The organism is Pseudomonas sp. TE36184 (assembly GCF_054060055.1).
Genome location: NZ_JBSSCU010000001.1, coordinates 851,993 through 871,862 on the forward strand (window position 1 = coordinate 851,993; position 19,870 = coordinate 871,862).

17 protein-coding genes are annotated in these 19,870 nt (G+C 62.3%); 7 read left to right on the plus strand and 10 right to left on the minus strand.

Features of this window, described 5'->3' with window-relative positions; all coding sequences use genetic code 11:
• Positions 1-75: 75 nt before the first annotated feature.
• The 4 genes from ACVWZP_RS03895 to ACVWZP_RS03910 form a co-directional block, all read right to left on the minus strand.
• On the minus strand, positions 76-843 hold the full coding sequence (locus ACVWZP_RS03895; RefSeq protein WP_017846474.1) for an SDR family oxidoreductase: 768 nt from the start codon (positions 841-843) through the stop codon (positions 76-78).
• Between the two features lie 31 nt (positions 844-874).
• Positions 875-1,942 carry a phosphotransferase family protein gene (locus ACVWZP_RS03900; protein ID WP_017846473.1) on the minus strand — a complete coding sequence of 356 codons (1,068 nt, stop codon included), beginning with the start codon at positions 1,940-1,942 and terminating at the stop codon, positions 875-877.
• A gap of 129 nt (positions 1,943-2,071) precedes the next feature.
• On the minus strand, positions 2,072-3,025 hold the full coding sequence (locus ACVWZP_RS03905) for a 2-hydroxyacid dehydrogenase (RefSeq protein ID WP_017846472.1): 954 nt from the start codon (positions 3,023-3,025) through the stop codon (positions 2,072-2,074).
• Positions 3,026-3,167: 142 nt separating this feature from the next.
• The gene (locus ACVWZP_RS03910; RefSeq protein ID WP_017846471.1) at positions 3,168-3,692 is read right to left on the minus strand and encodes a cysteine hydrolase family protein; all 525 of its coding nucleotides are present in this window, start codon (positions 3,690-3,692) and stop codon (positions 3,168-3,170) included.
• Positions 3,693-4,179: 487 nt separating this feature from the next.
• Here ACVWZP_RS03910 and ACVWZP_RS03915 point away from each other — a divergent pair, with 487 nt between their 5' ends.
• Positions 4,180-5,457, plus strand: coding sequence for a serine/threonine transporter (locus ACVWZP_RS03915; RefSeq protein ID WP_057004649.1), 1,278 nt, complete (start codon positions 4,180-4,182; stop codon positions 5,455-5,457).
• Between the two features lie 143 nt (positions 5,458-5,600).
• Complete coding sequence (locus tag ACVWZP_RS03920) at positions 5,601-7,253, plus strand: SulP family inorganic anion transporter (protein WP_046383647.1); 1,653 nt, start codon at positions 5,601-5,603, stop codon at positions 7,251-7,253.
• Between the two features lie 51 nt (positions 7,254-7,304).
• On the opposite strand, the gene acnB is transcribed toward ACVWZP_RS03920, so the two are convergent.
• Positions 7,305-9,905 carry a bifunctional aconitate hydratase 2/2-methylisocitrate dehydratase gene (gene acnB / locus ACVWZP_RS03925; RefSeq protein ID WP_017846468.1) on the minus strand — a complete coding sequence of 867 codons (2,601 nt, stop codon included), beginning with the start codon at positions 9,903-9,905 and terminating at the stop codon, positions 7,305-7,307.
• Between the two features lie 396 nt (positions 9,906-10,301).
• On the opposite strand from acnB, the gene ACVWZP_RS03930 reads away from it, so the two are divergent.
• Positions 10,302-10,772: a DUF1289 domain-containing protein gene (locus ACVWZP_RS03930; RefSeq protein ID WP_017846467.1), complete on the plus strand. Its 471-nt coding sequence runs from the start codon at positions 10,302-10,304 to the stop codon at positions 10,770-10,772.
• A gap of 3 nt (positions 10,773-10,775) precedes the next feature.
• Here ACVWZP_RS03930 and ACVWZP_RS03935 read toward each other — a convergent pair whose 3' ends face one another.
• Positions 10,776-11,639 carry a universal stress protein gene (locus ACVWZP_RS03935; RefSeq protein ID WP_017846466.1) on the minus strand — a complete coding sequence of 288 codons (864 nt, stop codon included), beginning with the start codon at positions 11,637-11,639 and terminating at the stop codon, positions 10,776-10,778.
• 149 nt (positions 11,640-11,788) lie between these two features.
• Between ACVWZP_RS03935 and miaE the strand changes: the two genes are divergently transcribed.
• The 3 genes from miaE to ACVWZP_RS03950 all read left to right on the plus strand — a co-directional run bounded on the left by miaE (position 11,789) and on the right by ACVWZP_RS03950 (position 14,548).
• The gene (gene miaE, locus ACVWZP_RS03940) at positions 11,789-12,391 is read left to right on the plus strand and encodes a tRNA-(ms[2]io[6]A)-hydroxylase (protein WP_017846465.1); all 603 of its coding nucleotides are present in this window, start codon (positions 11,789-11,791) and stop codon (positions 12,389-12,391) included.
• A 171-nt stretch (positions 12,392-12,562) separates the two neighbouring features.
• Positions 12,563-13,270: a winged helix-turn-helix domain-containing protein gene (locus tag ACVWZP_RS03945; protein ID WP_017846464.1), complete on the plus strand. Its 708-nt coding sequence runs from the start codon at positions 12,563-12,565 to the stop codon at positions 13,268-13,270.
• A complete protein-coding gene (locus ACVWZP_RS03950; RefSeq protein ID WP_457369393.1) occupies positions 13,271-14,548 on the plus strand; it encodes an ATP-binding protein in 1,278 nt (425 codons plus the stop codon).
• 109 nt (positions 14,549-14,657) lie between these two features.
• Here ACVWZP_RS03950 and ACVWZP_RS03955 read toward each other — a convergent pair whose 3' ends face one another.
• From ACVWZP_RS03955 to ACVWZP_RS03970, 4 genes are all read right to left on the minus strand, one after another.
• Positions 14,658-15,449, minus strand: coding sequence for a MipA/OmpV family protein (locus tag ACVWZP_RS03955; RefSeq protein WP_046383644.1), 792 nt, complete (start codon positions 15,447-15,449; stop codon positions 14,658-14,660).
• An 18-nt stretch (positions 15,450-15,467) separates the two neighbouring features.
• Positions 15,468-17,291 carry a serine hydrolase domain-containing protein gene (locus ACVWZP_RS03960; RefSeq protein WP_457369394.1) on the minus strand — a complete coding sequence of 608 codons (1,824 nt, stop codon included), beginning with the start codon at positions 17,289-17,291 and terminating at the stop codon, positions 15,468-15,470.
• Positions 17,292-17,385: 94 nt separating this feature from the next.
• Positions 17,386-17,874 (minus strand): GFA family protein, encoded by a 489-nt coding sequence (locus tag ACVWZP_RS03965; protein ID WP_079444009.1) that lies wholly within the window; start codon positions 17,872-17,874, stop codon positions 17,386-17,388.
• A gap of 33 nt (positions 17,875-17,907) precedes the next feature.
• The gene (locus ACVWZP_RS03970; protein WP_079444008.1) at positions 17,908-18,798 is read right to left on the minus strand and encodes a LysR family transcriptional regulator; all 891 of its coding nucleotides are present in this window, start codon (positions 18,796-18,798) and stop codon (positions 17,908-17,910) included.
• Between the two features lie 229 nt (positions 18,799-19,027).
• Here ACVWZP_RS03970 and ACVWZP_RS03975 point away from each other — a divergent pair, with 229 nt between their 5' ends.
• On the plus strand, positions 19,028-19,846 hold the full coding sequence (locus ACVWZP_RS03975; RefSeq protein ID WP_457369395.1) for an FAS1-like dehydratase domain-containing protein: 819 nt from the start codon (positions 19,028-19,030) through the stop codon (positions 19,844-19,846).
• Positions 19,847-19,870: the final 24 nt, after the last annotated feature.

Sequence of the window (19,870 nt, forward strand, 5' to 3'; positions counted from 1 at the left end):
AGGGGCTGTATGACAACGCGATAAAAAAAGTGGGAGCGGGCCTGCTCCCACCTGCGGATTGTGCTGCTTATGTGGTTAGGACAGGAAACCACCGTCCACGTTCAGCGACACCCCGGTGGTGTAGCTGGATGCATCGCTGGCCAGGTAGAGCACCGCGCCGGCCATCTCACTCGGGTCTGCCACGCGCTTGAGCGGGATCTGCGCCAGGGCCATTTTCAGGATCGCGTCGTTCTTCACCAGCGCCGAGGCGAACTTGGTGTCGGTCAGGCCCGGCAGCAGGGCGTTGCAGCGGATGCCGAATTCGGCGCACTCCTTGGCGAACACCTTGGTCATGTTGATCACCGCGGCCTTGGTCACCGAGTAGATGCCCTGGAACACGCCCGGCGAGATGCCGTTGATCGAGGCCACGTTGATGATGCTGCCGCCGCCGTTTTCGCGCATCAGCTTGCCGGCTTCCACCGACATGAAGAAGTAGCCGCGAATATTCACATCCACGGTTTTCTGGAAGGCGCCCAGGTCGGTGTCCAGCACGTTGCAGAATTGCGGGTTGGTTGCGGCGTTGTTGACCAGTATGTCCAGGCGGCCGAACTGCTCGCGGATGCCGGCGAAGACCTGGCTGATCTGCTCCATTTCACCGATATGGCAGGCAACTGCAGTGGCCTTGCCGCCGTCGGCGATGATCGCATCCGCTACGTGCTGGCAGCCTTCCAGCTTACGGCTGGACACGATCACGTGGGCGCCTTGCTGGGCCAGCAACTTGGCGATGGCCTCACCGATGCCACGGCTGGCGCCGGAGACAAAAGCGATCTTGCCGTCGAGGTCGAACAGGTTGGTCTTGGACATGGGGGTTCCTTGTGGGTCTTGGCTCGGTCGATCAGAGGGCGGATTTGCCGATGACATTCAGGCTCATCTGCTCCAGCAGCTTGTTCATCTGAATGAACTGCGCAAAGCGTTTGTCCTGGGTCTGTCCATGGAAAAAACGGTAGTAGATCTGCTGCACGATGCCGGCCAGGCGGAACAGGCCGTAGGTGTAGTAGAAGTCGAAATTGTCGATCTCTAGGCCGGCGCGCTCGGCGTAATAGTCGACGAACTGGCGACGCGTGAGCATGCCCGGCGCGTTGCTCGGCTGGCGGCGCATCAGTTGCACGGGCGCCGGGTCGGCGGCTTCGATCCAGTAGGCGAGGGTGTTGCCCAGGTCCATCAGCGGGTCGCCGAGGGTGGTCAGCTCCCAGTCCAGCACGCCGATGATCTGCATCGGGTTGTGCGGGTCGAGGATCACGTTGTCGAAGCGGTAGTCGTTATGCACGATGCTGGAAGTGGGATGGTCGGCCGGCATCTTGTCGTTGAGCCAGGCGCGCACGGCCTCCCAGCGAGGTGCGTCGGGGGTCAGGGCTTTTTCGTAGCGGTCGCTCCAGCCGCGGATCTGGCGTTCCACGTACCCCTCGGGCTTGCCCAGGTCGGCCAGGCCGCAGGCGTTGTAGTCCACTTGGTGCAGTTCGACGAACTTGTCGATAAAGCTTTTGCACAGCGCTTCGGTCTTGCTCGCGTCCAGGCCCAGTTCGGCCGGCAGGTCGGAGCGCAGGATGATGCCGTTGACGCGCTCCATCACATAGAACTCGGCGCCGATCACCGATTCATCGGTGCAATGCACGTAGGCCTTGGGGCAGTAGGGAAAGCCGTCTTTCAGCTGATTGAGAATGCGGAACTCGCGGCCCATGTCATGGGCCGATTTGGCCTTGTGCCCGAACGGCGGGCGGCGCAGCACGAATTCCTGGCCCGGGTATTCCAGCAGGTAGGTCAGGTTGGACGCGCCGCCGGGGAACTGGCTGATCTTGAGCGTGCCGCTCAGGCCCGGGATATGGGCCTTGAGGTAGGGATCGATCAGGCTGGCATCAAGTTCTTCGCCTGGGCGGATCTGGGTCGATTGGTCGTTCAGCGCCATGCTTATCCCTTCTGCTTATTCTAAAGGCCTCGGACTATTGGCTAATCTAATGCGCCCAGCCGCCCGGCCACAAGGTCGGGGCGGCTTAATAGGTTCGCGTGTTGGATGATGATCAGCGTGCCTGATCGGTCATTTTTCGGGCGGGGGCAAGGCGACTGGCGTCAGCACCGGCCGGCCGGCGAAGTACTCCAGCAGGTTGTCGGCCACCCGCTGCACCGTATCGTGCGCGGCTTCCGGCGACAGCCCGGCCACATGGGAGGTCAGCACGGTATTGCTCAGGCGCTTGAGGGCATCGGGCACCTTGGGCTCGTCGTCGAACACATCCAGTGCCGCGCCGCCGATACGGCGCTGTTCCAGGGCGGCGACCAGGTCGGCGGTCACCACCACGCTGCCACGGCCGATATTCACCAGGTAGCCGTTCGGCCCCAATGCATCCAGGGCATGCCGATCGATCAGGTGGCGCGTGCCCGGGCCGCCGGGCGTGGCCAGGATCAGGAAGTCCGAGGTGTGTGCCAGCTCTACGGCGGTCGAGCAATAGATGTAGTCCACGTCATCGCGCGGCTGGCGGTTGTGGTAACTCACCTGCATGCCGAACCCGAGGGCGGCGCGCTTGGCGATCTCCAGGCCCACCGCGCCGAGGCCGAGAATCCCCAGTTGCTTGCCGCCCAGGGAAGGGCGCATCACCTTGGGCCACTCGCCGTGGCGCACTGCCGCGTCCGTTTGCGGAATGCCGCGCACCAATGACAGCAGCAAGGCCATGGCGTGGTCCGCCACCGAAGGCGCGTTCACCCCGGCGCCGTTGGTCACCACGATCCCGCGGTTGCTTGCCGCCTGCAGGTCGACATGCTCATAGCCGGCACCGATCACGCAGATGATCTCCAGCAACGGCAGCGCGGCGATTTCTTCGGCATACAGGCCCAGCGGGCCACGCGTCAGTACAGCCTTGATCTGCCCGCCGTGGGCCTTGATGGCCTGGGCGCGTTCGGCGGGCGTAGGTGCCAGGATCACATGAAAGTCATTGCTTTCGATGATGGGCAGGTATTCGTTGATGGTTTCGACCAGGACCAGAACAGTGGTTGTCATCGGACGGCTCTTCCTGAAGGTTTTGAGAGCAAGAGTATGCGGGATTTGTCAGCAAAATCGCTTTGCCGTGGCAGAAAAATCGTCGTAGGGCCGAGCTTGCAGGTGTTGGGGGCGACGCGTGCCCCCTACGGTATTTGCGTTGTCAGAAACTGATCGCGGCGGCGCTCACGCGTTGCACAAACGCCCCGGCCAACGTGGCATTGTGATGTTCGATGATCGCCGCCGCCGACAGCGTCGCAGTGTCCATGCAGGTGTGGCCGTCTTCGGGCAGTATCACCGAGAACCCCAGTTCGACTGCGACGCGGCAAGTGGTATCGATGCAGAACTGGGTTTTCATCCCGACAATCACCAGCTCATTGAGCTGCATCGCGCGCAGGCGCTGCGCCAGATCGGTGCCGAGGAAACAACTGGGCCGGGTTTTGTTGAAGAACTGGTCACGCGCCTCATCGACATCCAGCTCATGCCACACCTGCCAATACGGGCTGCCCGCGGCAATCGCGGAGCCCGCCGGGCCCGTGTGGCGGGCGACGAAGATCGGTGCGCCGGCGTGGCGCGCGCGCCCGATCAGTTGGTTGATGGTCTGCAGCACCCGTTCGCGTTCGAAGGGGTGCTCCGGGCCAGCGTACAGGCCGGTTTGCATATCGATGATCAGCAGGGCGTCAGCCATGGTGTTGCTCCTTTCGCGTGCCGGATGGCGGCGCAATAAAAAAGGCCCCGTCCATTGCTGGCGGGGCCTTGGGTTGAATCCGTGAGGTGTCTAGTTCAAGCACCCACAGCAACCGCACGACCCGCCAGAAGCGGTCGTGGTGGTGGTGCGGGTGAGGTGCTGCTGAAAAAGGTTCATGGCCGATCATGCTGGGGCATAAGTTTGGCTGTCAAGCGTCGCAGGCAACTTCTTATGAGGCGTGACGATGTTTCGGGCATCCACAAGGGACTCGTCTGACACGCGACTACCCAGGGGGCTCTTCACGCCAAACGCGCAAAAAATAGCCGACAACCTCGTCCTTGAGCCTCTGCACCGCTTAACCATTCCTCAGCTAAGCCTTTGCTTATTTAAAAGAATCCCGGACAATCGCGCCCCTGTTATAGCCGGGGCGCTGCCTGTCAGGTTTTTCTGACTCGTGCCGGCTGTGGAAATGCGGAGATCCGACCGGATGAATGATCAGGCCAATAGCGTCGACGAACGCTATGTCACGACACCTGTAATCCTTACAAGCTGGAGTCGTCAGGACACCACCTGGATGCTTGGCTTGTTTGGCACGGCGATTGGTGCCGGCACTTTGTTTCTACCTATCAACGCTGGCCTCGGCGGCTTCTGGCCGCTGGTGATCCTGGCGCTGCTGGCCTTCCCGATGACGTTCTTTGCCCACCGTGGCCTGACGCGTTTCGTGCTGTCCGGCCGTGAAGGTTCCGACATCACCGACGTGGTCGAAGAGCACTTCGGCGTCAAGGCCGGCGCGCTGATCACCTTGCTGTACTTCCTGGCGATTTTTCCGATCCTGCTGATCTACAGCGTGGCGCTGACCAATACCGTCGGCAGCTTCATGGAGCACCAGTTGCACATCATGCCGCCGCCACGGGCGATCCTGGCGTTTGTGCTGATCCTCGGCCTGCTGGCCGTGGTGCGTTGCGGTGAGCAGGCGATCGTCAAGGCCATGAGCCTGATGGTGTACCCGTTCATCGTCGCCTTGCTGTTCCTGGCGGTGTACCTGATCCCGCACTGGAACGGTGGCATCCTCAGCACCGCCAACGTGGTGCCGGCACCTTCGGCGTTGCTCAACACCTTGTGGCTGGCGATTCCGGTGATGGTGTTCTCGTTCAACCATTCGCCGATCATCTCGGCCTTTGCGGTGGACCAGAAGCGCCAGTACGGCGCGCATGCCGATGAGCGCAGTTCGCAGATCCTGTCGCGCGCGCACCTGTTGATGGTGGCGATGGTGCTGTTCTTCGTGTTCAGTTGCGTGCTGACCCTGTCGCCGGCGCAACTGGCTGAAGCGAAAGCACAGAACCTGTCGATCCTGTCGTACCTGGCCAACCACTTCGACAACCGGACCATCGCCTTCGCCGCGCCGCTGATTGCGTTCGTGGCGATTGCCAAGTCGTTCCTGGGCCATTACATCGGCGCCAGTGAAGGCCTCAAGGGCCTGGTCGCGAAAACCGGCCGGCGTCCGGCACCGAAGACCCTGGACCGCATGACCGCCGCCTTCATGTTGGTGGTGTGCTGGATCGTCGCCACGCTCAATCCGAGCATCCTTCGCATGATCGAGACATTGGGCGGGCCGATCATTGCGTCGATCCTGTTCCTGATGCCGATGTACGCGATCCGCAAGGTGCCGGCGATGGCCAAGTACCGCGGGCAGGCGTCCAACGTGTTTGTCACGGCGGTCGGCCTGGTGGCGATTACTGCGCTGATTTACTCGCTGCTCTCCTGACCGCACGCTGCACCGAACAGGGCCGATTCGCACGCGTGGCGAGTCGGCCTTTTTTTCTCTCGGAAAACCTGACGCGGCGCAACCGTCGCGCGGCAATGGGCGCTAAGCTGGAACACATTTTTAGCCAGGATGGATGGGGCCGATTGAAAACTGAAACCGATACGCCCGTTGTCGTTGCGTCGAAGCGAACCCAGGACATAATTGCCGGCTTATCGATTGCCGGTTTGCTGTTGCCGGAGGCGGTGGCCTATTCCAGCATTGCCGCGCTCCCGCCCCAGGCCGGTGTGATTGCCTTGTTTGCCGGGCTGGTGTGCTACGGCCTGTTCGGCACCAGCCGTTTCGCGATCGTCTCGGCGACTTCGTCGTCGGCAGCGGTGTTGGCGGCGGCAACGGCCAGCCTGGCGGGGGATGACCCGGCGCTGAGGCTGTCCCTGGCCTTCGGGCTGGTGCTGATCATTGGCGTGTTTTTTCTGCTGGCCGGGCTGTTCAAGCTCGGTGGCGTCACTTCGTTTATTGCCAAGCCAGTGTTGCGTGGGTTTGCCTTCGGCCTGGCGCTGACCATCATCCTCAAGCAACTGGCCAGTGTGGTGGGCGTCCACCTGACCGATAACAACCTGATCCGCTTCCTGCCGCAGTTGCTGGAGCAGCTGCCGCACTGGAACTGGCCCGCCGCGCTGGTGGCTGCGGTGGCCTTGCTGGTGTTGTGGTTATGCGCCCGCGTTCCGCGCCTGCCCGGCGGGCTGGTGGTGATCGTGCTCGGTGTTATTGCCGGCCAGGGCCTGAACCTGCAGGCCCACGGCGTCGCGCTGATCGGCCTGATCGACCTGCGCCTGGAGCTGGGGCATTTGCCGGTACTGCCGTTTGCCGATTGGCTGCGCCTGGGCGAGTTGGCGTTTGCGTTGGTCATGATTTTGTACGCTGAGTCCTACGGGTCCATCAGTTCGTTCGCTCTCAAGCACGGCGACCGGGTGTCGTCCAACCGCGACTTGCTGGCGCTGGGCGCGGCCAACCTGGTGTCTGGGTTGTTCCACGGCATGCCGACGGGCGCCGGGTATTCGGCGACCTCGGCGAATGAGGCGGCTGGCGCCTATTCGCGTTTGGCGGGGATCGTCGCGGCGCTGGTGATCCTGGTGATTGTGTTGACGGTGCTGCCGTATGTTGCGCTCACGCCGGAGCCGGTGTTGGCGGCGGTGGTCATCTATGCCCTGGGCCGGGGTTTGAGCCTGCAGCCCCTGGGGCGTTACTTCCTGTGGCGACGCGACCGTTTGCTGGTGGTGTGTGCGGTGGCGGCGGTGCTGGTGCTCGGCGTGCTGGATGGCTTGTTGTTGTCGGTCGGGATCAGCGTGGTGTTGATGTTGCGCCAGATGTCGGCGGCGGATATCCAGGTGCTTGGGCGCCTGGGCGACACTCATGACTTCGTGGACCGTCAACACCATGCCGATGCGCTGACCGTTCCCGGCGTGTTGATCATACGGCCAAGCGAGGCGCTGTTTTTTGCGAATGCCGAGCGCATCCTCGGCGCCGCTCTGCGCCTGATGCGTCAGTCATCCGCGCAGACGGTGGTGTTGAGCCTGGAAGAATCCCCCGACCTCGACGGCACCAGCGTCGAAGCGCTGGCCGCTTTTTTTGCCCAGGTGCGCGGGGAGGGCAAGCAACTGGTGCTGGCGCGGGTGCGCCATGACGCCCATGAAGTCTTGCAGGCGCTGCCCGAGGCCCAGGCGCCCGAGGTGTTGCTCAGCGGCTTGAGCGTCGATGGTGCGGTGCAACTGGCGTTGCACAGCCATCCCCAGGCATAAAAAAACGCCGCGTATCTTGCGATACGCGGCGTCCTTTACATCAACACACCCTTAGGCTTGCAGCACCGGGATGTTGGCGTTTGCAGCGCTTTCACGGAACTCGGCGATCTGATCGAAACTCAGGTAGCGATACACATCGCTGGCCATGGTGTTGATCTTCGCGGCGTATTCCATGTACTCCTCGACGGTCGGCAGGCGACCCAGGATCGAAGCCACCGACGCCAGCTCGGCCGAAGCCAGGTAGACGTTGGCGCCATCGCCCAGACGGTTCGGGAAGTTACGGGTCGAAGTCGACACGACGGTCGAATTCGGTTCTACACGTGCCTGGTTACCCATGCACAGCGAGCAGCCCGGCATTTCCATGCGCGCGCCAGCCTTGCCGTAGATGCCGTAGTAGCCTTCTTCGGTCAGTTGGTGAGCGTCCATCTTGGTCGGCGGCGACAGCCACAGACGGGTTGGCAGCTGACCCTTGACCTGATCCAGCAGTTTACCGGCAGCGCGGAAGTGACCGATGTTGGTCATGCACGAACCGATGAACACTTCGTCGATCTTCTCGCCAGCAACGCTGGACAGCAGACGGGCGTCGTCCGGGTCGTTTGGCGCGCAGAGCACAGGCTCCTTGATGTCGGCCAGGTCGATCTCGATGATTTCGGCGTATTCCGCGTCGGCATCGGCCACCATCAGCTCCGGGTTGGCAACCCAGGCTTCCATCGCTTGGGCGCGACGTTCCAGGGTACGTGCATCGCCGTAGCCTTCGCCGATCATCCAGCGCAGCAGGGTGATGTTGGAGTTCAGGTACTCGGTGATCGACTCTTTCGACAGCTTGATGGTGCAACCGGCAGCCGAACGTTCAGCCGAGGCGTCGGACAGCTCGAAAGCTTGTTCGATGCTCAGGTTGTCCAGGCCTTCGATTTCCAGGATGCGGCCGGAGAAGGCGTTCTTCTTGCCTTTCTTCTCTACGGTCAGCAGGCCAGCCTGGATCGCGTAGTAAGGAATGGCATGAACCAGGTCACGCAGGGTGATGCCAGGTTGCATTTTGCCTTTGAAGCGCACCAGGATCGATTCCGGCATGTCCAGTGGCATCACGCCAGTGGCTGCGGCGAACGCTACCAGGCCGGAACCGGCCGGGAACGAAATGCCCATCGGGAAACGGGTGTGGGAGTCACCACCGGTACCGACGGTGTCCGGCAGCAGCATGCGGTTCAGCCAGCTGTGGATGATGCCGTCGCCTGGGCGCAGCGACACGCCGCCACGGGTCATGATGAAGTCAGGCAGGGTGTGGTGGGTGGTCACGTCGATCGGCTTAGGATACGCCGCGGTGTGGCAGAACGACTGCATCACCAGATCGGTCGAGAAGCCCAGGCACGCCAGGTCTTTCAGTTCGTCACGGGTCATAGGACCGGTGGTGTCCTGGGAACCCACGGTGGTCATCTTAGGCTCGCAGTAGGTGCCTGGACGAACGCCAGTCACGCCGCATGCCTTGCCGACCATCTTCTGCGCCAGGGTGAAACCCTTGGTGCTTTCGGCCGGAGCTTCCGGCTTCTTGAACAGGTCGGACGGTGGCAGACCCAGTTCGGCACGCGCCTTCTCGGTCAGGCCACGGCCGATGATCAGCGGGATACGGCCGCCGGCACGGACTTCGTCCAACAGCACCGGGGTCTTCATTTCGAAGGTGGTCAGGACTTCATCGGTACCGTGCTTGCAGACTTTGCCAGCATGCGGGTACAGGTCGATCACGTCGCCCATGTTCATGTTGGTGACGTCGAATTCGATCGGCAGTGCGCCAGCATCTTCCATGGTGTTGTAGAAGATCGGAGCGATCTTGCTGCCGAAGCAGAAACCGCCAGCACGCTTGTTCGGCACGTAAGGAACGTCGTCGCCGAAGAACCACAGTACGGAGTTGGTGGCCGATTTACGCGACGAACCGGTACCGACCACGTCACCGACGTAGGCGATCGGGAAGCCTTGGCCGCGCATTTCTTCGATCTGCTTCATCGGGCCGGTCTTGCCTTGCTCGTCCGGCACGATGCCGTCGCGAGCCATTTTCAGCATGGCCAGGGCGTGCAGCGGGATGTCAGGGCGGGACCAGGCGTCCGGCGCAGGCGACAGGTCGTCGGTGTTGGTTTCGCCGGAGACCTTGAACACGCGCAGGCTGATCTTGTCGGCCAGGGTCGGACGGTTCTTGAACCACTCGCCGTCGGCCCAGGACTGGATCACGGCCTTGGCGTGTGCGTTGCCGGCCTTGGCTTTTTCAGCCACGTCGTGGAACGCATCGAACATCAGCAGGGTGTGCTTGAGTTGAGCGGCGGCAACAGGCGCCAGTTCGGCGTTGTCGAGCAGCTCGACCAGGGTCACGATGTTGTAGCCGCCTTGCATGGTGCCAAGCAGTTCAACGGCGCGTTTCTTGTCGATCAGGGGAGAAGTGGCTTCGCCCTTGGCCAGGGCAGACAGGAAACCGGCTTTGACGTAGGCAGCTTCGTCAACGCCTGGTGGAATGCGGTTGGTGATCAGGTCAACGAGGAATTCTTCTTCGCCAGCCGGGGGATTTTTCAGCAGCTCGACCAGGCCTGCGGTTTGTTCGGCATTAAGCGGCTGGGGAACAATACCCAGGGCTGCACGCTCTTCGATATGTTTGCGGTAGGCTTCAAGCACAGTTATTACCCTCATCAGTGGTCCCACGGGACGCTCATCCAGAAATGAACGGCACGCATGCGCTCGGGGGCTTTTTGGGCCGCAAAGCCAGCGCTGCCGACATTCCTCACAGAAGCTGCTTTCAAAGTTTTACGCCTGCAGAACGGAGCTGATGAGGGTTGGCGCTGGCTTGACCTGCCGGGTCATTGACCATCGCCAACACCGTTCTGAAGGAACGACTGTGCTCGTGACGCTTTGAAAACAGCTTCCAGCGGATTATTGGCGCCTTATAAGGCCGGATGATTCTACGGCAAAAAAAATCTAAACGTAAGTTGCCAAGCCAAGTTTGCTGGGTGATCAACCTTAGACAAAGGGCTAACATGGCGCCCTGTTTCGCTGATTTGCGTGTTGCCGCCCATGTCCAACCAAGCCATCAAGACCCCCTGCGTAGGCCTGTGCTCCACGGTTTACGGTGACCTCGTGTGTCGCGGCTGCAAGCGTTTCCACCACGAAGTGATCCAGTGGAACGGCTATAACGAAGAAGAAAAACGTGCGGTGTGGCTGCGGCTCGAGCAACTGTTGGTGCAGGTCATGGCCGGCAAGCTGGAGGTTTTCGACCCCAAGACCCTGCGCAGCCAGCTGGAGCAACGCAAGATCCGCTTTGTGCCGCACCAGTCCGAGTACTGCTGGGCCTACCAGTTGATCGCCCGCGGGGCACGGGTGATTTCCAACCTGGAGGCCTATGGCATGGTGCTGCTGCCGGAGTTCCGCGAGTGGAACCTGCCGCAGCTGCGCGATGCCATCGACCGTGAGTTTTTCATCCTGTCCGAGGCGCACTACCAGCGCTATATCGCGCCGGGGTTTCTCAAGGATGTGTTGGGCGCCTGATGATCAGGCTTTGTTGGCCAGCTTTTCCAGTTGATCCGTCAGTGCCTGGGGCTTGAGCACCAGCACATCGCTTTCCAGCGCATCGAGCACCACTTCCGCCGTATTGCCGATCAGCGCGCCGGTCAGCCCGGTGCGTGCCACGGTGCCGATGATCGTCACTGCGGCTTTCAAGGTGTAGGCGGCATGGGGAATCAGCACATCCGCCGGGCCTTCTTCGATATGCAGGTGGGCGTCGTCGATATCGAACGTGGCCTGGAATGCCTTGCACTGCTCGCGATAACGCGCCTCGATGGTTTCCTTGAGCTGAAACACCGGGTCGCCGGCCGAGAGCATTGGCGATGGATGGGCGCTGATGACATGCAGTGACGCCTTGGCCAGGCTGGCGATGTCGAAGCCGTAGTCGATGATCATGTGGTGCAGCGCGCGATGCTCGGTGTCGGTATTGCCTACATCGATGGCGGCGAGAATGACGCCGTCGTTCCATGGGGTTGCTGTCTTGACCAGCAGCACCGGCACCGGGCAGTAGCGCAACAGCTTCCAGTCGGCCGGGGTCAGCAGCGCCTTTTTCAGCGGGCTGTCGGGGTAGTGCTGCTTGATCACCAGGCCACAGCCTTCGGCCTGCTGCACCTCGATGATGGTTTCATGCAGGCTGGTATTCCACGCCTGTTCGGTGGTGACGCTGTAGCCGTCTTCGGTCAGGCCGGACTTGAGCAGGCTCAACAGCGCCGAATGCTCATGTTTCTTGTCGCACACCAGCAGGTGCAGGCGCGCGCCGGTGGTCCCGGCGATCAGTTTGGCGCGTTTGAGGGCCAGGCTTTCCGAATGCTCGGGCTCAAGGACCACCAGGATGCTGCGGATGGCTTGCATGGTCGGGACTCTCCAGAAAGGGGGCGTTGAACAACTATAGTTGCTGCCCGCCAGACGTCATGTTGATGCACATCAAGGCCAGTGGCTGGTGGTCTGCGGCGCGGTCGGTATAATCGGCGACCTTTTGTGATCCTTTGCCCGTGAGCCCGATGAACCTGCCCGAAATCCACGAATTCCTCGGTTGCCCCACCCCTGACGCCTGGGTCCAGGCCGCGTTGGCTGATCAGGAAACCCTGCTGATCGACCACAAGAACTGCGAATTCAAGGCCGCCAGCACTGCCTTGAGCCTGATCGCTAAGTATCACAGCCATGTTGACTTGATCAATATGATGTCGCGCCTGGCCCGGGAAGAGCTGGTCCATCACGAACAGGTCATGCGCCTGATGAAGAAGCGCAAGGTCGCGCTGCGTCAGTTGCACGCCGGGCGTTATGCCTCGGGCTTGCGCAAGGTGGTGCGCAGCCACGAGCCGGTCAAACTGGTGGACACCCTGGTGGTCGGCGCCTTTATCGAGGCGCGCAGTTGCGAGCGTTTCGAGGCGCTGGTGCCACATCTGGACGAAGAACTCGGCAAGTTCTACTTCGGCCTGCTCAAAAGCGAGGCGCGGCACTACCAGGGTTACTTGAAACTGGCTTATCAGTATGGCGAGGCCAAGGATATTGCCCAGGTGATCGAGCGGGTGAGGGCGGCCGAGCAGGAACTGATCGAGTCCCCTGACGTCGAGTTCCGCTTTCACAGTGGCGTGCCAGCCTGAGGCGACGGCTGCGCATACAACGCCCGGTGACGGCGTTAAAAATTGCAGGCTATTTGTTAAAAACTCTTAAAAGCATGAAGCTTCATCGCGTGTAGCCGGTCAAGCGCTGCCGGCGGGCAACTTGCCACCTATAATGCGCGCACTTCAATCCGCGTTGTGCACTGAGAACTTATGGAAAACCTGGGGCTGGGCAAGGTATTGCTCGTTGAGGACGATGAGAAGCTGGCAGGGCTGATCGCGCACTTTCTGGCACAGCACGGTTTTGAGGTACGGGCGGTGCATCGCGGCGATGCGGCCTTGGCGGCCTTTCTTGACTTCAAGCCCAAGATTGTCGTGCTCGACCTGATGCTGCCGGGCCAGAGCGGCTTGCATGTGTGTCGCGCGATTCGCGCGGTGTCCGACACGCCGATCGTGATCCTCACCGCCAAGGAAGACGACCTGGACCACATTCTCGGCCTGGAGTCCGGCGCCGACGACTATGTGATCAAACCGATCAAACCGCCGGTGCTGCTGGCCCGCCTGCGAGCGTTGCAACGGCGCCAGGCGCCAGAGCCGACGGTGCGCGGCGCCATCGAGTTCGGGCGCCTGGTCATTGACCGCAGTTGCCGGGTGGTCAGCCTGGGCGGCGAGAAGATCGACCTCACCACCATGGAGTTCGAACTGTTGTGGTTGCTGGCCAGCAGCGCCGGCAAGATCCTCTCGCGCGATGACATCCTCAACCGCATGCGTGGCATCGCCTTTGATGGCCTGAACCGCAGCGTCGACGTGTACATCAGCAAACTGCGCGGCAAGCTCAACGATAACCCCCGTGAACCGGTGTGCATCAAGACCATCTGGGGCAAGGGCTATCTGTTCAATCCGTTTGCGTGGGAGGTCTAGATGCTGCGCCTGTTTCTACGCTTGTATGTGATTCTGGCCCTGGGCCTGGCGGGAGCGATCTGGCTGGTCAACTACACGTTCGACGAGTTGCTGCCCGAAACCGACGAAACCTATAGCCGCGAGGCCGTGCGCGGCCCGGCCTATGGCCTGGTCGAACAACTGCGGCCGCATGTCGGCGAAGCGCGGCAAGCCCGCTTGGCCGAATTGCAACCCCATTACGGGCTGCACCTGAAGCTGGTTGAAAGCGAAGCCCTGGGGCTGTCCGAGCGTGAAAAAAAGCTGCTGGACGACGGCTTGCTGGTGGTGCGCGGGGACTTCAAGGAGTTCCTCTCCCGCATCGACAGTGGCATGCAGTTGCTGGAAATCAAACTGCCGGAAGAACCCAAATGGATGTACATGTGGGTCTACGGCTTTCTCGGGCTGTGCCTGGCTATCGTGCTGTATTTTTGGGTGCGCCCGCATTGGCGCGACCTGGAGCATATCCGCCTGGCCGCCCAGCGCTTCGGCGATAACGACCTCGGCTCACGCATCCTGTTGCCGCGTCGCTCCACCGTGCGCGAACTGGCCGGGCACTTCAACCAGATGGCCGAACGCATCGAGAGCCTGATCGCCAACCAGCGTGAGTTGACCAACGCGGTCTCCCACGAACTGCGCACGCCCATCGCGCGCCTGTCGTTCGAGCTCGACCAGCTCAAACAACAGGCCGATCCCCGGCAGAGCCTCGCACTGATCACCGACATGTATGCCGACCTTGGCGAGTTGGAGGAAATGGTCTCTGAATTGTTGACCTACGCCAGCCTGGAGCGCGGCGCCACCCAGGTCACGCAGGAAAATATCGAGGCCCACAGCTGGCTCGACAGTGTGATCGGCAGCGTGGCCCTGGAGGCCGAGGCGGAAGGCGTGCAGTTGTCCTTGCGTACCTGTGAAGTCGATTTTATCCAGATCGAACCGCGCTTCATGGCACGTGCGGTGATCAACCTGCTGCGCAACGCCATTCGTTACGCCGAGCGCCGCGTGGAAGTGTCGCTGGTCAAGTTCGGCAGTGGTTATGAAGTGCGGGTGTGCGATGACGGCCCCGGCATCCCCGAGGAAGGCCGGGCGAAGATCTTCCAGCCGTTCATCCGCCTCGACGCCAGCCGCGACCGCCGCACCGGCGGCTTCGGCCTCGGCCTGGCGCTGGTGCAGCGGGTTTGCCAATGGCATGGCGGGCAGGTCCAGGTAGTCGATTCGGAGTGGGGCGGGGCGTCGTTTCGGATGAGTTGGGCGTATACCGAATAAGGCTTTTGGGGGGGCAACGGTTAAAAAACCGGAGACCGCTGTGCAGTCAACCGCAGCAAGCGCCCTCGCCACGGTTGGCTCCTTCTGTCGTTTCAATCGGGTTGTCGGATCAGAAGCTGTACTTCAGCGAACCCATCACCGATGTCTGCAACCGCCGCTCCACGATCGGGCTGTTGCCCGCTTCATTCGCCAGGTACTGCACATCCAGCAAGGTCGAGAACTGGGTGTGCTCACTGATCGGCACGCTCCATGTCAGGCTCATGCCGTTGCTGATATTGCCCCCCTCCGCGTTGTAGGCCTTGAAGCGGCTCTGTGCCGCCTGGCCGGTGGTCACGCCGTACCAGGTCTGCAGGTAGTCACGGTCTCCGAAGTGGCTGCTGAGGCTGGCGTCGATCACGCCATAGCGCCCGTCATACAGGTTGGTGCCAACGCTCAGTTCCAGATGGGTAAATGCCTTGCCGCTGTCTTTGTGATCATCTTCCTTGAGTGCATGTTCCAAGGTGGCGCCGACAATCACGCCGCCCAAGTTATAGCTGGCACTCACGCCCAATTGCGTGCGTGATTTGATTTCGCCCATGCCCTTGAGCCGTTTCGAGCCGGCGCGCAGGCGTTCGTTTTTGTCCATGCGTGAGGCGCTCGCGCCGACGTATGCGCTGAAGCTCAGGGCATCGTCTTTATAACGCCAGCCCAGGCCCTTGTCGGAGTCGAGGAAAATCCCCCAGGGGCTGACGATGGCGCCGCCGAGCAGCGGTTCGGTCCTGCGTTCATCGCTGCCGCTATACCGGGGCATGCTGGCTACGCCGGCTTTCAAGCTGTATGCCCAGTCCTGTGCCAGCACCGTGTCGGCACCTGCCAACAGGCACACTGAGGTGATGGACAGGCAAAGGTGTTTCGAGCGCATAAGGAGGTTCATCCGTGGTTATAAAATCAAGGGTTTACGGGGCGCGTGCGTGCGTTTGAAGGCGTAGCCCGAGGCGCTGAGGCCGTTGACCTGGCGGCTGACGGTGTCGCCCAGGCCATAGCCGTTGCCGGCAAGCACGGCATGAGCGTTGTCCACGGGCAGCAGGATGTAATCGGTCAGCGGCTTGTCGTGCAGTTGGCCGCGAATCACCAGGAAGCCTTCTTCCAGGCGCACGCTGATGCCGCTGAGTGGCGCGTCGGGTTCGTGGGTGCTGAGCACTTGATAGGTGCCGACGGTGTCGGCCCAGGCCAGTGGCAGGGGCAGCGGGTCGATGCGTTCGCCCACGGCCACCCGCTGGCCGTGACTGCGCGCGGTGAGTATCTGCCGGCCTTGCACCGTCACCACGTCCAGTTGCACGCGGCCCAGCCCGCCGAGATCCTTGAGCCAGAACCCCAGGACTTTTTGCTGCGCGCGCAACCAGCCGTCTTCATCGCGCAGCAGTTCGAAGGTGTATCCGGCCAACTCACCGGACAATCGCGTAGGGGTATCCCTGATCCGGAATACGCCCCAGGCCGTGGCGTAGAACCCGGCCAGGCGCTTACGGTCGATGGCGGCGGGCACCTGGCGCAACTTGCCCCCGTGCTTGGGCGCCTGGCAGTCGTCGGCGCATACCGGCGCGCCGGTTTGCGCCTGGAGCATCAGGCGCAGGGTGTCGGTGCTCAGCGCGACCACCATGTCTTCGGCGTTGCTGTCGTTGGCCATGATGATCACTGCCAACTGCTGGTCCGGCAGCACCGTCACCTGCGCGGCAAAATCGTCGCCCCCGCCGCTGTGCTGGAACGTGCGTATGCCGGGGCTGACCGGCTTGTCGCCACAGGGCGAGAGAAACCAGCCCAGGCCCATCTGGCAGTCGAAGTCCAGCACGTTGCCGATATTTTGTTGGGTAAACATCTGCTCGATGGAGGCGCGGTCCATTACGCGGGTGTCGTTGTAGAGGCCTTGGGCGAACAGCATCTGTACGTAGCGGCTGAGGTCCTTGGGGCTGGTCCACAAGCCGCTGGCGGCGAGGTCGCGCACCTGGGCGTCGGTGCTGGCGCTGCCGTCCTGATAGCCGAGCGCGCGGTGGGCCACGTGTGCGCCGACGCCGACAAAACTCGATTGGTTCATCTTCAACGGTTTGAACAGGCTGTTTTGCAACTGGGTCTCGAATGCCTTGCCGCTACTGCGTTCGATAGCCGCGCCCACCAGCGCATAGCCGAGATTCGAGTAGGCCACCTGCGAACCCGGCGGGGTGCTCAGCCACACGCCCGACATACGCATTGGCATCTGGCCCATGGCGAAGGTGTTGCGCAGGCCGCGCAGGTGTTCGCTGGGCAAGCCCGACTGATGACTGAGCAAGCGGCGCAGGGTGATGGCGCGGTCGGCGTAGGCCTGCTCGTCATGGAAGCGCGAGCGCACATAGAACTCGCGCAAGGTTTGCTGGATCGGTGCGTCAAGCGCCAGTTGCTGTTGTTCCACCAGCTGCAGCGCGGCGGCGGCGGTGAGGAGCTTGGAGATCGCGCCGGCGCGAAACGCCGTATTCGGCGTCACCGGTACGCCCCGGGCCTTGTCGGCCACGCCGAAACCACTGGCCCAGATCAGCTCCTGGCCATTGACCAGGGCGATGGACAGCCCGGGCACCTGCTCCCGGGCCATCTCCCACGGAATGCGGGTTTGTAGATAGCGAATGATCGCGTTGTAGTCGCCCTTGGGGATCGGCGGCGGGGCAGGCGGTTGGCCATGGCAACCGATACTGCCGAGCAGGCAGCCCAGCAGCGGAATACCGCGCAATGTGCGAAACATGAAGAGCACCCAGATGGCTGTTTGGATGCTCGAATGCTAGGGAAGGGCTGTCCGACAATCTTTGCAAGCTTTGTCGGAAAACTGTCAAAGACTGTTAACGCACCAACCCCAACCGCTCATGCCACTGCGCGATCGATTCCTCCGGGTATTCATCGAACTGCAGGTCGCCCTTGCGCACGCTGACTTCGACCCAGGGCGCCTTGGAACCGAGCATCAGGTGCGTGTGCTGCGGCGGCACCGGCAACGGTGTGTCGATGGCCGAGGCAAACGGATGGATCAACTCCGGCCATTGCGGGCTGAACAGCCATAGCGCGCTGCCGCATTGTGAACAGAAATGCCGCTCGGCGCTGCTGGCATGGGCGCGGCTGGCGCCTTCGGGCTTGAGCCTGGCGTGGTAGATCGAGATCAGCTTGCGCCCGCGCACTTTCAGGCTGTTGCTGTCGCCCGCGAGGTTGATCGCGTAACCGCCGCCGCCCTGGGTCTTGCGGCAAATCGAGCAATAGCAGCGCTGGTAAGGGTAGGGGTGGGCACTGGTCAGGCTGAACGTCACAGCGCCGCAATGGCAGGAACCTTCGAGTTGCATGGGCAGTCTCCTCTGGCAAGGTGACTCTGGAGTCTAGGCGCTTTGTGGCATCAAGGTCGCGATCAGGGCACGAATGGTCCCCGGCAGCGCTTCCAGCTCGCGCACCAGGATACTGCGCTCGCGAATCGCCCATGGCTCATTCAGTTTCACCGCCACCAACTGCATGGTCCGGCTGTGCCGCAAGGCGGCGGATTCCGGGATGATGCCAATGCCCACGCCCGCCTCGACCATCCGGCAGATCGCCTCGAAACTCGACATTTGGATGCGCAGCGACAACTGCTTGCCGACCCGCTCGACGTGCTCGCGCAGGAAGCTCAGCAAGGTGCTGCCTTCGTGCAGGCCGATATGCTGGTAGGCGAGGGTCTGTTCCAGCGTCACCGAGGGTTGGTCCGCCAAGGGGTGGCCCACGGGCACCATCAATACCAGTTTATCGGTGCTGAAGTGCAGCACCTGCAGGCCTGCGGCCTCCACAGGGCCGGCGATGATGCCCATGTCGCTGGTGCCATCGAGCACGCCGCGCACGATATCGCGGGACAGGCGCTCCTGCAGGTCGACAGTGACACCGGGCCGCTGGGAGAGGAAACCGGCCAACACTTCGGGAAGAAACTCAGTGACCGCCGTGGTGTTGGCGAAGATGCGGATATGCCCGGCAGAGTCGACGCCGTATTGGGTGAACTCACTTTTCAGGTAGTCCACCTGGCGCATGATCAGCCGCGCATGGTGCAGCAGCCGCTCGCCTGCCGGGGTGATCTCCACGCCGCGGCTGTCACGGTACAACAGACGTGTTTCCAACTGGCCTTCCAGGGCCTTGATGCGCGCACTCGCAGCCGCCGGCGAGAGGAAGGCGCGCTTGGCGCCCTGGGTCAGGCTGGGCGATTCGGCGATATGGATAAACAGGCGCAGGTCGGCGAGATCGAAGTGCATGGCGGCTCCGGGGTGGACAGGGCTGTTCGGTGCAACGGCGGTGCGGGGCTTGCCTGCGCTGACAGTGTGCCGGCGATGAAAATGCCAACCAACCGAAGCAAGCCCGTTGCCCATCAATGCGTGGCGTTCAGCATAGCCGAACGCTGGCTTATTGAAATGCAAATTCTCAGAACGGTCGGGCGCTTGCATGATCCGGGGCACACATTCACAGCCCGAGGACCTGCACCCGATGAGCGCCACTGATTGGGTCGGCCGAAGCGAAACGGCCCACGACCACCTGAGCCACAACCTGCTCACACGCATCGCCGCGACATTCGGCGAGCCCGTGCCCGAACACGGCGCGGCGGTGCCGCTGTTGTGGCAATGGTGTTTCTTCCAGGACCCGCTGCCGGAATCGGCCCTGGGCACCGACGGCCACCCGGCCCGTGGCGGCTTCCTGCCGCCGGCGGATAACCGCAATCGCATGTGGGCCGGTGGGCGTCTCGAGTTCTTGCATCCGCTGCGCGCCGGCGAGGCGGCCAGCCGTGTGTCGACCATCACCCAGGTCGAAGAAAAGACCGGCCGCACCGGTGCGTTGCTGTTTGTCACCGTGCGCCATGACTACGCCCAGGACGGCCGCCTGGCGATCCGCGAAGAACAAGACATCGTCTACCGCGAACCGACCCCACCCAAGCCGGGCAACGGCGCGGCGCTGGCGGCGGGTGAGTGGTGCGAAGCGATCGAGCCGACGCCGACCCTGCTGTTCCGCTACAGCGCCGTGACTTTCAACGGCCACCGCATTCACTACGACTATCCCTACGTCACCGGCACGGAAGGCTATTCGGGCCTGGTGGTGCATGGGCCGTTGATCGCCACGTTGAGCCTGCGCGCCTTTTGTCGGGCCCATCCCAGCGCCACGGTGCGCCGTTTCGACTATCGCGGCGTGCGCCCGCTGATCGCTGCGCAACCGTTTGAAGTCGCCGGGCGTATCAGCCAAGCCGGCGTGGCAGAACTGTGGGCCGGTAATCACGATGGCTTGGCCCAGCAGGCCCGTGTGCATTTCGAATAACACCAGAACAACAGGCGGAGAGCC

Coding starts and splice junctions, on each gene's coding strand:
- ACVWZP_RS03895 (WP_017846474.1), bottom strand. CDS start 843: ATGTCCAAGACCAACCTGTTCGACCTCGACGGCAAGATCGCTTTTGTC.
- ACVWZP_RS03900 (WP_017846473.1), bottom strand. CDS start 1,942: ATGGCGCTGAACGACCAATCGACCCAGATCCGCCCAGGCGAAGAACTT.
- ACVWZP_RS03905 (WP_017846472.1), bottom strand. CDS start 3,025: ATGACAACCACTGTTCTGGTCCTGGTCGAAACCATCAACGAATACCTG.
- ACVWZP_RS03910 (WP_017846471.1), bottom strand. CDS start 3,692: ATGGCTGACGCCCTGCTGATCATCGATATGCAAACCGGCCTGTACGCT.
- ACVWZP_RS03915 (WP_057004649.1), top strand. CDS start 4,180: ATGAATGATCAGGCCAATAGCGTCGACGAACGCTATGTCACGACACCT.
- ACVWZP_RS03930 (WP_017846467.1), top strand. CDS start 10,302: ATGTCCAACCAAGCCATCAAGACCCCCTGCGTAGGCCTGTGCTCCACG.
- ACVWZP_RS03935 (WP_017846466.1), bottom strand. CDS start 11,639: ATGCAAGCCATCCGCAGCATCCTGGTGGTCCTTGAGCCCGAGCATTCG.
- miaE (WP_017846465.1), top strand. CDS start 11,789: ATGAACCTGCCCGAAATCCACGAATTCCTCGGTTGCCCCACCCCTGAC.
- ACVWZP_RS03945 (WP_017846464.1), top strand. CDS start 12,563: ATGGAAAACCTGGGGCTGGGCAAGGTATTGCTCGTTGAGGACGATGAG.
- ACVWZP_RS03950 (WP_457369393.1), top strand. CDS start 13,271: ATGCTGCGCCTGTTTCTACGCTTGTATGTGATTCTGGCCCTGGGCCTG.
- ACVWZP_RS03955 (WP_046383644.1), bottom strand. CDS start 15,449: ATGCGCTCGAAACACCTTTGCCTGTCCATCACCTCAGTGTGCCTGTTG.
- ACVWZP_RS03960 (WP_457369394.1), bottom strand. CDS start 17,291: ATGTTTCGCACATTGCGCGGTATTCCGCTGCTGGGCTGCCTGCTCGGC.
- ACVWZP_RS03965 (WP_079444009.1), bottom strand. CDS start 17,874: ATGCAACTCGAAGGTTCCTGCCATTGCGGCGCTGTGACGTTCAGCCTG.
- ACVWZP_RS03970 (WP_079444008.1), bottom strand. CDS start 18,798: ATGCACTTCGATCTCGCCGACCTGCGCCTGTTTATCCATATCGCCGAA.
- ACVWZP_RS03975 (WP_457369395.1), top strand. CDS start 19,028: ATGAGCGCCACTGATTGGGTCGGCCGAAGCGAAACGGCCCACGACCAC.